General features: G+C 40.5%; 5 protein-coding genes. All 5 read right to left on the reverse strand.

Annotated features, from left to right (window positions below; translation table 11 throughout):
• The coding region (locus JXQ92_RS09740) for a cadherin domain-containing protein (protein WP_421986423.1) at positions 1-9,025 on the reverse strand (9,025 nt) is incomplete at its 3' end.
• A 191-nt stretch (positions 9,026-9,216) separates the two neighbouring features.
• A complete protein-coding gene (locus tag JXQ92_RS09745; protein WP_421986424.1) occupies positions 9,217-12,033 on the reverse strand; it encodes a response regulator in 2,817 nt (938 codons plus the stop codon).
• Between the two features lie 497 nt (positions 12,034-12,530).
• Positions 12,531-14,270, reverse strand: a complete 1,740-nt coding sequence (locus tag JXQ92_RS09750) for a M14 family metallopeptidase (RefSeq protein WP_421986425.1) — start codon at positions 14,268-14,270, stop codon at positions 12,531-12,533.
• A gap of 6 nt (positions 14,271-14,276) precedes the next feature.
• A complete protein-coding gene (locus JXQ92_RS09755) occupies positions 14,277-15,899 on the reverse strand; it encodes a M14 family metallopeptidase (RefSeq protein WP_421986426.1) in 1,623 nt (540 codons plus the stop codon).
• A 110-nt stretch (positions 15,900-16,009) separates the two neighbouring features.
• Positions 16,010-17,005, reverse strand: coding sequence for a zinc-binding dehydrogenase (locus tag JXQ92_RS09760; protein WP_421986427.1), 996 nt, complete (start codon positions 17,003-17,005; stop codon positions 16,010-16,012).
• Between the last annotated feature and the right edge of the window lie 5 nt (positions 17,006-17,010).

A 17,010-nucleotide genomic window follows, 5' to 3' on the forward strand; every position in this document is an offset into this window, starting at 1 on the left:
AAGTGCTATTCGCATCTGAATCACTGGCAGTAAGCGTTACTACTGAGGTGGTGTTCTCACTTATACTAATGTTGGTGGCATTGGTAATCACTGGTGATTCATCATTCAAGTCATTGATGCGTACGGCAATAGTTTGTGAGGTTGTATTGGCTCCATCAGTCACTTCTACTACTACTTCATAAGTCTGGTCTTCTTGACTTGGATTATCAAAATCTTCTGCTGAAACTAGGCTTAATGCAGCACCATCTAATTCAAATAAGCTCTGGTCTGCCCCTCCTATAATACTGAAGGCCAAAGTGCTATTCGCATCTGAATCGGTAGCTGTTAAGGTAACAACCGATGTTGTGTTTTCATCTATGCTTACCGTAGCTGCATTGGTAATCACTGGTGACTCATCATTCAAGTCGTTAACGGTTAATGTAAAATCTTGGCTTACCTCATTATCCGCATCATCTTTTACCGTGATGGTAAAGTTATAGACATTGTCAGTTCCCTCATCTGCAGGGGTTTCAAAGTCCGGGGACTCTTTAAAAGTAAGGTCATGGTCTGACTGATTAATACTGAATAATGCTGCATCTGTGCCAGATAGCTCGTAAGTCAATACTGCATTTGGATTGGTGTCTTCGGCCGTTACCTTGAGTAAGGCATCTGTACCGTTTTCGGCAAAACTGGCTTCATTCAGTGAAATGATAACCGGTGCCGTTACATCCAATACAGTTATATCAAATTCCTGTGTGGCACTAACTTGATCCCCTGAAATGATATCTTCATTTTCTAGCAATATGGATATACTATGAGTTCCTACATTACCTTGAGCATTTCCGCTTAATTTGAATGCCGCTTTCTCAAAGACTATTTGTCTCAATTCTCCACTATCAATAATATATATTAAACCTTCTGAAGCACTAAAGTTGATTCCTCGAATTCCTTGAAAAGTGTTTTCTTCTTCTGTATTCAATCCATCTCCAGACAAGGCAATTAGCTCACCTTCTGATTTAACCAGATACAATCCACCTTCATTAGCGGCATAGAGGTATTTATCAGAAACTGCTAGGTAGTTTACTCCATCTAGCGCTACATATTGACTCAAATTACCCTCCAAATCTAGTTTGAAGATTATTCCATTTTCAGAATCAGCGATATAAAGAGCACCTGTTTTGTCGAATACCAAATCGTCAAAATATGGTTCTCCTAACACCTCAAAAAACTCATCATCCTCACCAATTACCGTGATTAATTCTCCCGTTACAGTATCAACCTTAATTAGCCCTGCAGATGAAGAAAAGAAGAATTCATTATTACTAGAAATTACGGCACTTGAGATTTGGACAGGAAAATCATCTAAAAGAAAAGTAAATGGCAGGTAAACACGATCGTTATTCTCAATATCAGTTAAATAATTATCTATGTCTTCAGTAGATACTTGAATGACTAACGAGTTATTCATAGTAAGAATAAAACTTCCATCAGCATTGACGCCTAGAATCTTCCAGATATCTTCTCTGTCAGGACGTATCGTTTCTTCTGGATCATTTTTGTTTTCAAGCTCATGCTCAAAAATAAAACCTTCCCCACCTCTCAATATGAACAAAGATGATTCTTCAACAAAAAGAGTGTAGTCTTCTTCATTAGTCGCAAAACTGTTCACATCGCTGAATATTGAAAGATCTAATGAAGTCTTTCTTCCTCTTGCAGTAAAACTAATAGTGCGAGTAGCTTCTGAAACAGTTAATGGTTCTTCCGTTTCTAAGAAAACGTTTGACCCTGGCGCTAATAAGCCCAAACCTCCAACATAAGTATAGTTGATTAAGCCATTAGACTCCGCTATCAATTTAAGTTCACGAATTTTGACTAAATCTTCGGTTTCTCGCTCTTCAAGAAATGTTTCAAGGGTTTCGTTAGAGGCATAGTATTCAAAAGTATTTGAAACAGCATTCAGCATCCAAAGCAAATCACCAGAAGCAACCCACAACTGATCATTTGAATCGATTAACATATCTGTCACATTTGCAAGAATATCGTCTTGGTCAATAATACTTTCATTGTCGCCATCACCTTCTTCTTCCTCAGAATTGTCGCTTAAGTTCATTATAGTTGTTGTGGTATAGCCTTCAAGGCCTGGTTGATATTGGATGAGTCTTACATCATCAGCATCATCCTCGCTCCGTAAATAGACATACACTTCACCTGCACTATTTTTGGCTATAAAGGCATTATCAACTATGTCACTTGGTTCACTTATTTCTTCAACTTCATTTGTGGTAAGGTTTAGATTGAATAACGACCCGTTATCATTGATAATTAATAACTCCTCTCCTGTTTCACTAATCTCAATATCTAGCACATCAAAAAGCACTTGGTCAATTTCAATATCAGTAGCTATCTCGGTAACATTAAACTCCGGAGACACTTTTATTAATAGAGCATCTTCTGCCTTCTGAACAAGATAAATGTTGTCGCTAGCATCAATATCCATAGCCACGATTTCTTCTAATTCATATTCGCCTTCTGCTTCCTGCTCATCATTTTCCATTGAAGTATTAAGCTCCAATACTGAAAGTGCACCTTCTGGTGTAATCTTAAATAAGGCATATTTGCTTGGGCCATTTTCAATCGCTAGGATTACATTACCTTCACTATCACGCACCATATGGTTTGCCCCTAGTAAGAACTCAGCTTCTTCCTCATTTAAATAACTCTCTTCGTCAGTATCGTACAATTCAATATCTGTAGTTGACGGGAGGAATGATTCAAACGTTAACCAGGATGGCACATTTGCAGATGCTCTATTTGATGTATTGAAAGGAATAAAATCATCCGGATCGGACAAATATCCAAAATATTCGTAGGTCTGGTTATCATTAACGGTTGTTGCGGGGTTTGATAAAAAAACAGGTGCTTCATTCACATCAAGTATTGTAATGGTAAGTTCCTGAGAAGTTTGGTTCCCTGATGCATCTGTTGCGATAAAAGTAACCTCATAACTGTCGCCCTCTTCTGTGTTTCCAACCATCGTCTCAAAGTCAGGAGCTGATACAAAGCTGAGTTCACCCGTGCTTTCATTTAAATTTAATAACGCCTTCACATCATCTAAACCCAGATTTTCCAGACTAAAAGTGACTGATTCAGACTCCTCATCTGTTGCTGTAGCTGTGTAAAAAACACTCAATTCATTTTCAGCTAAACGCACAGAATTGGCTGAAGTAAACACTGGAGTTTCGTTTAGATTGGTTACGTTAACCGTAATGTCCTTAGTTGCCTCATTAGCACCATCGCTTACCTTGATAGTAAGCAAGTATTGATTATTGCCATCTCCATCCTGTGGGTTTTCAAAATCAGGTGCTTGTAGGAAACTCAGGACTCCTGAGCTGGAATTGATAGAGAATAAAGCCCCATCGTTACCAGATCCTAAATTAAAACTAAGGGTTCCGGCATCAGCATCTGTAGCTGCAGCCGTATATCCTGTGACGATGGTGTTTTCTTCAACGGTAGCTGTGACCGTTGAAGTGACTACAGGTGCGGCATCGTCATTTAAAATGACGCCAGCTCCTGTATCATCGGTAATGGTCACGTTGAGTCCCGAAGCAGATAAATTACTTAGGAAAACTGAGAATGTTTCGTCAAGCTCCACAAGGTCATCACCAGTTATTGTGAGGCTATATGACTTTGTTTCTCCTAAAGTACCTGTGAAACCTAGCGTTTCAATGCCAGCACTGATGTAATCGCTATCTTGAATTGTGCCTCCTACTAGGTTAGCATCTACTGAGAAAGTGTTCTCTACTGCTCCGTTGAGACTAACGGTAAAGGTGGCTTCATTCGTTTGTCCATTATCACCTTCATTGATTGAAATATCATCAATGCTCAGCGTTGCGGCATCGTCATTGGTTATGGTAATAGTTGCATCTCCATCCACAATAGTTACATTCTTACCATCGGCCTGTACATCGCCAATCAATGCCGCAAAGGTCTCATCATTTTCCACCACTTCGTCCCCTTTGAGAGTGACTTGTAGGTTTTGTGTCTCACCATTGTTTCCAACAAAAATAAGTGTAGTTGAAGAAATAATTGGGTCAACGGAAACCATTACATCATTGGCATCGATTTCAGCAGCATCTCCTGATAAAAGCGCATCGGCTTCTACTGTAAAACCATCCTGTACTTGTCCAGTCAGGGTCACCGGAATATTGATGATCGAAGTGCCACTGTTGCCTTCCGTTTGTGTTACATCCCCAATTGACAGCGTTGCGGCATCATCATCTGTAATTGTGTAAGTATGCACTGCCGAATTTGTAATCAAGTCAGCATTAGTAGGGTTCGATAGGGTAACAATCACTGTCTCATCGGTCTCCGCAATGGCATCATTTATGATGCCAGCAATTGTGATATTTTTTGAAGTAGTACCAGCCAAGAATGTCATTGTACCATTGGCCAGGGTATAGTCCGTACCTGAGCCAATAGCTGTACCGGTTACTACATAGTCTACTGTTATGTCTACTCCACTTACTAGCGCCAAACCTACTTCCAAATCAACACTCGTGACGGTTTCTGCACCACTACTACTTGTAGTAGCAAAGTTCAAAGACGGAGTTCTGGAATCCAGCGTGAAATTGGCGGTTTTCGAAGTTCCTACACCTGCATTTCCTGCTTGATCAGCAATGCCTGTAAGATCCAGTACAATTTCATTGGTGGCGTCCTCAATTTCTGCATTTGGAGTATAGGTAGCTGTATAGGTGCTTCCACCATCGCTTGAGGTAGGCTCTGAAATGGCACCGTTAGGCACCGTAAAGTCTTCAGCAGCCAAGCCGCTAATGGCTTCATCAAAAACAAGGGTAAGAACCGCTGTTTCTCCAGGGATTAGTTCGCTATCGTCCGAGGTAAAAGAGGTCACCGTTGGTGGCGCATCATCCACATCACTCACGGTAACCGTGACGGTATGTGTGGTTATATTGCTTCTGTCTGAGGCTGTAATCTCTACTTCGTACTCGTTGTTGCCGTCTCCATCTTGGGGGTTTTCAAAGTCGGGACTAGATACAAATGTGAGTTCTCCTGTGCTTTTACCTATGGTAAATAAAGCCTCATCTTTATTACTCCCCAGTTTGAAAGTGAATTCATCTAAATCTGTTGCCGTGGCGGTATAAACCACTTCGGTTCCGTTCTCAACATATGAAGCACTGGTTCCCGAGGAAAATACCGGACCATAGATATCGCTGAGCCTTACCGTATTGCCGCCCCCTTGAGGGGTAGGCATGAAGTTACCCGGTAAATCGAAAATAGATTCGTTGTCAGTAGCCTCTACCGTAATGGTTTCACTGCCATTGGGTGTACCGACAAAAGCTATGTTGATTAAAATATCTTGTTCTCCTCCTACCAAGGCTCCTCCTATTGCATTGGTAATGGAGGTGATGGAGGCACCTGAAGCCGTGCCTCCGGATACAGAAAGCGTTAAGTCGCTGGGTTCTACAGGGTCACTCGCTGTATTATTGCCGTAAACGACTTCGGTAAATTGCCCTGTGATTTGAGCATTGTTGGCATCTATACCTAATATGAGCAAGCCCGGAATGGTCTTATCAACAATTTCTGTGGAAGTAAAAGATGTGGCTGGCACTGGATTACCTGCCCTATCGACCATACTATTTTCGAGAAGATTTAGCATAATAGTATTACTTTCAGAATCTCCGATCAAAAATGAGGTGTTTAACCTTAAGGATGTAATCCCAGAAAGATCTGTTACTATATTCTCCGTAGAGAGGGTAATCTCAGTTTGAGAAACAGAAAAATTGGCAGTAAAATCAGTTACTTTAAGGCCAGTAACCCCTTCGCTAAATACAAGATCGAAGTAATAGTTTGATGTATATAGCGCACCAGAAGTGCCTGAGGTAATGGTAACCGTAGGAGCGGTTTCATCATGCAATTGAAGTATATTGTTATTCTGCTCAGTTGGAGCCGCATTACCTGCTGCATCAAAAATGGCATCGGCCACCGGAGTAAAAGTAAGGCTTTCATCTCCTTCTGCTGTGCCGTTGTAGCCAAAGTGTACACGTAGGGTGGTCTCTCCACCCACCAGAGTGCCATCATTGGTATTTGTGATAGAGGTGATCACGGGAGTATCTACCGTGGTATTATTGGTAAGTGCTAGCGTAAAGTCATCGGGTTCGACAGGGCCAGCACCACTCCCTCCAAACACACCTTCGTTAAAGGGAATATCTACCTGATTAGCGTTAGCGTTAAGGCCAATACGGATATCTGAATTGATAAAGGGTGCGGTTTCATCTGCCTTGTCAGTTACTGTAATGGTAACATCTTGATTGGCGGAATTGCCAGCGGCATCTGTAGCAATAACATTAATTACATAGGTGTTATTGGCTCCATTGTCTGTTGGGTTTTCAAAATCTGGTGCGGTTTTAAAAGTAACAGCACCCGTGCTGGCATTTATATCAAACAAGCCCTCATCATTACCTGAACTCACGCTAAAGCTTAAATCAGTATCATCCGTGGCAGTTATTGTGTAGATCGTTCCAATTCCATTTTCTTCAAAAGTCTCTGAAGTTCCACTTGTAATGGTAGGGACTTCTGCATCAATCACAATATTTTTGTTATTGGCCAGATTCTTGACGCTAGGTAGTGAGGGATCAATGAGGTTTCCAGCTAAATCCTTCCCATTAGATACAAAATAAGAATTGACGCTGAGGTCTGAACTCGAATGACCTGATTCAACCGTATAATCAAATATTAATTGATTTCCAGATATTGTAGGTAAAAAAATCTCTATATCTAATGTGCCGGTCTCTAACGTTATATTATCATCTTGCGCACCGCTGCTCATCTCTTCACTGAATGTTACTACTATCGGAATCACATCCCCAATACCATAGGTTCCATTAGCTGCTGTCGAGCTAATGTTGGTGATAGTAGGTTCTATACCATCAATCACCAAATCCTTGTTGGCTGACAAGGAACCTGAAGCTCCCGGAATCGGCAATGTCAAATCGGTATCTACACTTCCACTATTTTGAATCGTCCCGCCATTCAAAGTCAGGGAACCGGTGGACTTATAGTCCAAATCAGAGCTTTCATCTCCTCCCTTAACCCTATAAGTGAAGGTCCAGGTATTAGTGCCACTACCACTAGAATAATCCGCCTTGCGATCTGTATTACCCGTCTCCAGCTCTAATTGAGGGGTGCCCGTTACCTCTACCGTTTGGTCAAAAGTGACTTGAATACTTACTGATAAGCCTTCTGCAATTGAACCATTACTCGTTGAACTGGTAACGTTAGCGATCTTAGGAGAGGTATCAATCACAATGTTTTTGTTATTGGCCAGATTCTTGACGCTAGGTAGTGAGGGATCAATGAGGTTTCCAGCTAAATCCTTCCCATTAAATCCAAAATAAGATTTGACGTTGAGGTCTGAACTCGAATGAGCTGATTCAACCGTATAATCAAATGTTAATTGATTCCCAGATATTGTAGGTGAGAAAATATTTATATCTAATGTGCCGGTCTCTAACGTTATATGATCACTTTGCGCACCGCTGCTCATCTCTTCACTGAATGTTACTACTATCGGAATCACATCCCCAATACCATAGGTTCCATTAGCTGCTGTCGAGCTAATGTTGGTGATGGTTGGCTCTACACCATCAATCACCAAATCCTTGTTGGCTGACAAGGAACCTGAAGCTCCCGGAATCGGCAATGTCAAATCGGTATCTACACTTCCAATATTTTGAATCGTCCCGCCATTCAAAGTCAGGGAACCAGTGGACTTATAATCCAAATCAGAGCTTTCATCTCCTCCCTTAACCCTATAAGTGAAGGTCAAGGTATTAGTGCCACTACCACTAGAATAATCCGCCTTGCGATCTGTATTGCCCGTCTCCAGCTCTAATTGAGGGGTGCCCGTTACCTCTACCGTTTGGTCAAAAGTGACTTGAATACTTACTGATAAGCCTCTTGCAATTGAACCATTACTCGTTGAACTGGTAACGTTAGTGATCTTAGGAGAGGTATCAATCACAATGTTTTTGTTATTGGCCAGATTCTTGCCGCTAGGTAGTGAGGGATCAATGAGGTTTCCAGCTAAATCCTTCCCATTAGATACAAAATAAGAATTGACGTTGAGGTCTGAACTCGAATGACCTGATTCAACCGTATAATCAAATGTTAATTGATTTCCAGATATTGTAGGTAAAAAAATCTCTATATCTAATGTGCCGGTCTCTAACGTTATATTATCATCTTGCGCACCGCTGCTCATCTCTTCACTGAATGTTACTACTATCGGAATCACATCCCCAATACCATAGGTTCCATTAGCTGCTGTCGAGCTAATGTTGGTGATGGTAGGCGATATGCCATCTATCACCAAAGCTTTATTTGCTCCCAGAGAACCGGAAGCGCCTGGACTTGGCAAAGTTAAATCAGCTATTTGAAAAAAATTCGTATCTCCAATGGTTCCTCCGTTTAAGGTCAACGAAGTAGTAGCCTTATAATCCAAATCAGCACTTTCATCTCCTTCCTGAACCCTATAAGTGAAGGTTAAGGTATTAGTGCTACTACCACTGGAATAATCCGCTTTGCGATCTGTATTACCCGTCTCCAGCTCTAATTGAGGGGTGCCCGTTACCTCTACCGTTTGGTCAAAAGTGACTTGAATACTTACTAAAAAGCCTTTTGCAATTGAACCATTACTCGTTGTACTGGTAACGTTAGTGACTTTTTGGGCACTTAGAGCCATTCCATCATAATCGTTTGTATTGAGAAAAGCACCCTCACCATCATTGGCATTCACATCCAGTACTGTGCCTGTACCGTTCTCGGCAAAGGCTACCAAGCTTGGTGAAGTAAATATGGGGTCAGAAAATGATAGCTCGTTTTCTCTATTGGCTCCTTTTTTAGCGCTTAAGCTTGAGACACTCAACAGAAAGAGCAGGGTACAAGAAATTGAAAACCTAATGTATTTATTAATGCCATAAACGTTAGTACTGAAGTTTAGAGGAAAGACATATTTTGGTTGTAGGTGCATAACAATTGAGGTTGTTAAAATGTGACTTAATGTTATTGATCACCCAAAGAAAGAAATGCCTAGACAGACTCATTTATATATGCCTGCCAATTGCTTTAAGCTGAGTGCCAAAGACCTCAAAGACAGCTTAAAAAGCTTTGTAGCATGATTTTAGTGCTAATTTTCAAGTAGAAAAAATGGAATAATCCCTACTAAACTGAACGTTCTTTCCCCTGAGAGGCTGACATTCCAAAACGCTCTTTATAACTATTCGAGAAATGACTCAGATGGTCGAAGCCTACCGCATAGGCCACATCGGATATGGATTGATATTCTTTATTTTCAATAAGCCTCCTGGCCTCTTGTAAACGTACCTCTTTGATATAGGCCTGAGGAGAAAACCCGGTAGCTGCTTTTACTTTTCTATATAAAGTCCTTTCACTAACCGATAGGGCTTCTGCCAAGGTGGTCGGCTTAAGTTCAGCGTCTTGTAAAGACGCATAAACGGTAGAACGTAATAAGTTCATCAACTTATTTTCAATCTCCCCTGAGGTAGGTTTCGATGGCAAGCTATGTTTAGCTCTCTCTTGCTTTAAGGACAGCAACTGCCCTATCCGCGCCATTAGATCTAGATCGTTAAAAGGCTTGAGTATATAGTCGGCTACTCCTTCTTTTAATAAGGCCTCTCGGTCCCGCTCAATGGCTCTGGCGGTTAAGAAGACCACGGGCGTATCCACAAAACCTTGTATTTGCCTCAAGGCTTTATAGAACTGAGCCCCATTCATTTGTGGCATCATATAATCTGTTATGATTAAATCGGGATCCACCTGCTCAATTTTGTTTAAGGCGTCTTGTCCATTCTCAGCCAAAGAGACTTTAAATCGGTCAGAAAGCATTTCATAGAGATAATGACGCATATCGGCATTGTCTTCCACCAATAGAATTGTTGCCCCTTCTCTTACTGATATCATTTCGGTTTCAGACTCAGACTCGGGAATGACTTGATCTGCTATAAAATGATCTTTTCCTTTAAGGAAACTAACTGTGAAGCAAGTAGAGTCTTGCAATACACTTGCAACCGATATCTCGGCCTTATGCAAGTCAACCAATTCCTTAGTCAAGGAGAGTCCAACACCAGAGCCTTCTCCACTGTTGACTGACCCAGCTTGATAAAAACGATCGAACACAAAGGGTAATTCATGTTCAGGAATGCCATTTCCAGCATTGCAAATAGAAAGCTTCTGATGTTGTGCTTCTTCTTGAATCTCTATGTGCAACGTTGATTTTGTAAAACAATGTTTTACTGCATTGGATATAAGATTAAACAGTATAGTCTCTAGCTTCAAGCTATCTACATAAATGGGTTGGGCATGCTCTAAAGCTTTGACTTCCACCTTTAATGCCTTCTCTTCTATTTGTACATCGAAAAGATTTAAGACGGCATGCACTTCATTCTCCAAATCAACCGATTTAACCAACAGTTGCTCTTTACCACTTTCTATCTTGGAGAGATCCAACATATCATTTACCAGTCCCAAGATTCTTTTGGAATTAGCTCCGGCAATGGCTAAAGATTTTGACTGACGGTCGTTTAATGCCCCGTACTTTCCATTCGAGACATTCTTAATATTCCCCATGGCTAGGGTTAATGGGGTTCTTAATTCATGAGAGATATTTGTAAAGAATTTACTTTTCAATTCATTTAACTGTTCCAGATCACCTTTCTGACGCTCAATCAATAGGTTTTTCTCATTTAAGACCGCATTTTGTTTCTTACGCAGAAGTCCGTTTCGATAAACTACAAAGCTAATGCCTACAACAAGCAGAATTCCAGCCGCATAAAACCGTTGATTAGCTTTTGACTTTTGAAGTTCTGTCAAACGCAATTCTTCTTGTGCCTGAGCTGAAGTTTGTAACAGCTCATTACGTTTATTAAAGCTCTTCTGTAATTCTTCAACTTGAGTTTGACTTTCGAAAACCCTTAATTCCTCATACAATTTGGCTACAAGTTCCCAATTCTCCCTTGAAGTTTCTTGCTCTATGATTAATGAGTATCCTCTAAGTCTATCATTTAACCTCATATTACTCGAATCAATTCTAAAATAGCTAATGGTTTGATCAACCGAATATTTCATTAAATGACTATTCTTTCTTAAGAACTCGTCTGGTGCAGATCTTTGCAATTGATACCATCTTTTGAAATAAATATTTAAAAGGTTATCATTCGTACTCCTGTACAGCTCATCCAGGTTGGTAAGTATTCTTAGTGCATCATCATAATCTGCAGTAGCTAAAAGAAATCCAGAAAATGCTAAACCTAGAGATTTTTGTGCACCCAACTCTTTAGCTGGCAGACCTTCAGCTGCTAAAAAAGCTTTATTAAACCATAATTTGGCAGAGTCATATTTCTCTAATGAATTGTACTTTGTGGCTACAGATTTAGCCGCGTAAACAGCCCATAATCGCTCAGCATCCGTTTCCATATCCTGGACAAGTCGGAATATGTCTAGATATTTTAGTAAATCGAATCTATATTCATTTTTAACATTGACTGCCTGCCGCTCAATAACTCTGAGCGTCCAAAGTCTATATACTTGCTGATGACGGGGAGCTTTGAGGTTTTTGGTTCTCTCCATATATTCAATGGCTCGATCATAGTTAGCTAAACCAAGTTCAACCTTACTGGCTGTTACAAGAGCCACAAGTTTCAATTCATCATCTCTTAGAACTTCAGAGAGCCGAACGGCCTTTTCAGCAAATGCAATTGCCGAATCAGGCAAAGAACTATCAATGGAATTACCAGCCTTATGAAGATAATATTCCGCCAGCAGTCTATCAATTGACATTTCTCCATGGCCCTTTATATTAAGGGATTTTGAACGCTGCCTTTCCTTGAGTTGTAGAATTGAATCACCCTTTTGCAATACCTCTGTCTTTCTTTCTGGGTAGAAGTAATCCAATTGAAAGGAATAAGAAAGCTGTACGAGAAGGAGTAGGTAAAAACAGATAAATATTATTCTAAATCTCATATGCTGTTTGAGAATTTTTGGTTCAAATTCTTGACATTTGGTCTGGAACCGAAGGGTCAATGGAGTGTTGTTACGGCATGCAAGTGCTGCTAATTTACAATGATGTTTGGATATATCATTTAATTGGGGTAAAAACAACAGCATATAACTATTGGGATAGTATAGAACAAAGGTTGCCTTGAAATTAAGGTGAAGAAATAAGGATCATTGTGACCCTGCTAATACAATGACTAGAACTGAATCAAAATAAGTTAGCCATGATGGCTCATGGGATTACCTTGTCACTACACTTTTAACTTATATCAGAACAAGCGACTCAACTAATTAGGCAATCATCATTTTGGATTTATGGTTGATGAAAATGGTTATACTGATATCTATACACTATCCCGTCCTGAAATAAGTCACAATTGTGTCAACTTATTTCAGAATAAGGCTTGTCATAAAAAAAGCCAAGCATCTCTGCTCGGCTTTCATTTTTCTCTGAAAAATAAAGCTTATTTACTAACCAAACCTCCTTTAGCACTGTCAACAGTAATGGTGAATTTACCTTTACCACTTACAATCCAACGTACTTTTACGGTACTGTTACCAGGAATATTGGCGACTTCGAGTTTTTCAGGATTCTGCTTTTGCTCAGTAGTAAAACCAAGATCTTCATTCAGCACCCTCATTCCTACTTGAACTTTAACCCCTGAAATACTGATATAATCAGGTCGCTCAATCTTATACTTTAAGTCCTGAGAAGCGTGAGTTGGCATCAAGCGATCATTCTTGATCGTTGCAGTGATTTCTCTTAGTCCACCTCCCAAATCTTTCTCTTTAACTTCCTCTATGCTCAAGTTCGGCATATGGTAGGCATGGTAAAGGGTAAAGGCCATATTTCTATGAAGCTCTTCTTCTAACATAAATCCAGGAGTTGCTCTGCCAAAGTTTTTCTTGAATCCACCAATTTCAATCTCGCCATAAGTAGGGTGATTATAAGGTTTCCAAGGTTCAAAGGCATCGCCCATTAATAGCTCAGTATCGATATCATAATTGAGATTCTGTCCACCTTCGTTATTCTTATAATAAGCGAAACGAGTAAAAATCTCATTTGTAAACGTGTAAATACCTCTGCTACCGTACATCCAATCTAACTCTCCTCCGAATACTGAGTATAAGTCTTTGTAAACCACCAGATATCTGTAGCCCGGCATGATCTTCTCTCCTTTTCTACCAATGGCATCATAGATTCTAAGGTCTGCTCTATTATAGGTTGAAAGATCTTCCTGAGCCCCAGGTCCACGAAGAATCATTCCTCCTGAGTTATGGTAACTCTGTCCACCAGCGATATTTGGGTGCGCTAATACAAAATCGGCAACATTTCTGTTTTCAGGAATACTGAAAGGATATTTATAAGCACCGCCTTGGATATAATCAGGCTGCCATTTCCAAGCCCAATCTCTGTTTGGATCGTAGTACCCTACTCTATCCTCATTTATTCTACCATCACCATCATTGTCGATACCTTCTTGACCAAGCATTTCGTAACGCTGAATGTTGGGAGCAACATTATCGTCAACCCCAATCACGATCATTTTACGAGGATCTTTCGGGTCTAAAATGAAATTACCTGTATTACTCTTTCTTCTCATCTGAGTAATAGATCCATTTCCATCAAGATCATCTGGTGCATCTTCATCGAACAGGCCATCTCTGTCATCGTCCAAAGGAATCATTCCAGAACGTGGCGAGCTTCCTGTATTTGGCTCTTTCATATAGTTGTTCCGAGCATCAGGGTTAATGGTTGGCACAATATAGAAGATACGTGTATCGAGCATTTTAGTCACATAATCTACATCACCATAGTTTTCGGTTAAATACCAAGCGGTATAGATTGAAATTTCAGCTCCTTGAATCTCATTAGAGTGAATGTTACCGTCAATATAGAAACCAGGTTTTCTATGCGGTTCGCCTTTTTCGAAATTTGTAACCTGAAGCATCCACATGTCACGTCCTTCATAAGACTTTCCAATAGACACTCTTCTTACAAGGTTAGGATGTGCATCGGCTATCTTCTTGGTCAATGCCGCATGTCCTTCGGCAGTATAGTAGCGATTAAAGCTAATTTGTACTTTCGGGTTATGTGGTGAGCCTACGGCTCTAAATATTTCATCGGCACTTTGGGCATAAGCTGCAGCGGTAAACCCAAGTAAGCAAATCGATAAAACGAGTTTGTTTATATAGTTTTTCATGTCGGCTTATTTAAGATTTACGTTTGTTGAAGTGAATCCAATGTGTGGTGCTCCTACTTCTATTGAAACCGAACCTTTACCTTTAATTAACCAGGTAAATGACACGGCATCGTCACCATTGATAGATGGAATAAGTGTGATTTTACGACCTGAAACAATCTCTTGTCCATTGCCTAATTTCAATTCCATTTTCACTCGTCTTAACCAACGAGACCTAGTCCCCATTTGTGAGTGAGTAGGTAGTGTTCCTCCATTGTAAAGGTCTACTGTAACACGCGTCATGCCTTTTCCTGCAGATTCAGTTCTTAGGTTAATCAAGTCAACTTTTGCCTGCATTTTGGCTACTTCCATAATGAATTGATTGTGCTTGCCAGCCAAATCATCGATCATAGAAATTGGTGGGTTTAACATGTTAAATGGTGCAATACCTCCAACCTCAACTTTCATTCCTGGAAAGTCTGGGTGCTCCATGGCAGTCCAGTCAGCAAAGTAGTTTGATAGTCCCTCTTGGGCCGCCCATCTTAGATAGTTAACCTCCCTGTTCTTATCAGCATTCTTTTTCATAGTTGAATCACCTTTAACCATTGGGGCCCACCATCCTGGTGTGCTAAAGCTTAACCTTCCAAAGTGGAAGTAAGCCCATTGATTAAAGCTTCCTCCTGGCTCTACAGATGGCGGTGCGTCTTTTGTGCCCACCGTCTTATTATATTTTCCTGATACTAGCTTGTTCACAGTTTCATCTGCTCTTAAAACACTTGTAACAACTCTTTTACTGGCTCCTCCTCTATTATATCTCCATGCACTTGACAGATTATTGCCAGGTCCAAATGTCATGATTGCATATACATTCCATTTAGTATAAAGGATATCAAGCAATGCTCTATTCTCTAATTCAGAAACAGGATGCTCACCTGCTCCAGGAGTGAAATAATCATAAGCGAATGTCAAACTCTTGTTAAAGTTGATTCCGCCTTCTCCATCTTCATTAAAAGCACCGTCTTTATCATTATCAGCACCTTCAGTGAAAACATGATACTTACCTTTTTCTCCTTTAGACTTATCTGCCTTGATCATCACGCGGTCATCAGCCGGGTGCATAATCCAATCACCTGTAGCATCCTCCACTCTCATCATGGTAATCATTCCATCACCGTTTAAATCTTCAAATGGATCTTCATTCACACGGCCATCACGATCGTCATCCGTCTTTTTCGCATTACCACTTCTACCATACTTTAGGTTTGCAAAATATTGCTCAGTGGCATCAGGGCTCATATTAGGAAATACATAGTAAGTAGTATTTTCTAATGCGCTCAGGTTGTTTTTTACAACATCTTCGGCAAAACGAACCGCCATTTCTACGCCTAGCAAGTGTTGTCCTTCGACACCACCGACTACGGCCATGGCCGGTTTATTTTCCATGTCTCCCGTGCCCAAGGTGAGCATCCAGACGTCTTTCCCCCCTAATGTTTTAGTAATTGACTTTAATGTGGCGGCATTTGAGGAATTTGCCAATCCACGAAGTCGTTGGGCTAATTGACTTGCATTATTATAGTCTTGTGCCCAGATTAACTGGGTTAAGAGCATTAATGCAGCAACCAGTCCAAACTTGTTCCGATTGAATCTCATATAGTTTTGATTAATGTTTTTTGAGTTTAAAAATTACCCCCAATTAAACTTCAAGTGTTCTAATGTAAAAGCTTAGTGGATGTGAATGGCAATGAGGGTGTTTGGGTGGGTCAAAAGGTGACCACCAATTTCCCAAACTGCTTACCGGCTTTCATATCATCGAAAGCGGAGATAATATCGTGAAAAGGTCTGACTGAATCGATCACGGGATGAACTTCATGTCTTTTTACAAATGCCACCATCTCTTCAAACTCATGGTCATTGCCCATGGTAGAACCTTGGAGTGTAATTTGGTTCCAAAACATTCGGAACATATCTAGCTTTTGTGGTGTGCCATTAGTGGCTCCATAAAAAACGATTCGACCAGCTGGTTTCATAATTTTGATAAAATCATTGATTTGGTTTCCACCAGCACTATCAATTACCACGTCGAAACCGCCAGAAGCTTTTTGTGCGGCTTTGAACCATGATTCTTCTTTGTAATTGAAACCTCCTTTGGCACCTGATGCAATACATTTTGCAACCTTTTCGTCAGCCCCTGAAGTAACATAAACATTCGCGCCAATAGCTAGCGAAAAAAGAAAGGCAAACTGTGCTACGCCTCCCCCTACACCGGAAATCAAAACGTTATCTCCTGGTTTTAAATGGCCGTGATGAAAAATGGCTCGAAATGCTGTTAACCCACCTAAGGGTAAAGCTGCTGCTTCATTCCAAGATAAGTGTTCCGGTTTATCGGCCAAGCGATTTTCATGAACTACAATATACTCCGCGAAGGTCCCGTTTTCTGGCATTCCTAGTACAGAATAGTCGGAGGACTGGGCCATTTCATTTTTACCCCAATTCACGTTTGGGTTAATGATCACTTCATGATCGATAAGGCTGTCGCTTACTTCTGAACCAACCCTTTCAACAATACCAGCGCCATCTGAGCCCAGTACGCTCCCAAATTGAATATTTGGATACATACCTTGTCTAATCCATTGATCGCGTCGATTTAATGCTACGGCTTTTAAACGAACTAAGACCTGATTAGGTCCTAATTTCGGTTTATCAATTTCAGATATTAATAGAGGTTCTTGCTGATCGGTGATAAGTAAGGCCTTCATGAAAA

Source organism: Roseivirga sp., assembly GCF_049099775.1.
Taxonomy (GTDB): Bacteria; Bacteroidota; Bacteroidia; order Cytophagales; family Cyclobacteriaceae; genus Roseivirga.

Bases quoted from the DNA above. Each gene is read 5' to 3' on its own strand.
- JXQ92_RS09755 (WP_421986426.1), bottom strand. From the start codon at position 15,899: ATGAGATTCAATCGGAACAAGTTTGGACTGGTTGCTGCATTAATGCTC.
- JXQ92_RS09760 (WP_421986427.1), bottom strand. From the start codon at position 17,005: ATGAAGGCCTTACTTATCACCGATCAGCAAGAACCTCTATTAATATCT.
- JXQ92_RS09750 (WP_421986425.1), bottom strand. From the start codon at position 14,270: ATGAAAAACTATATAAACAAACTCGTTTTATCGATTTGCTTACTTGGG.
- JXQ92_RS09745 (WP_421986424.1), bottom strand. From the start codon at position 12,033: ATGAGATTTAGAATAATATTTATCTGTTTTTACCTACTCCTTCTCGTA.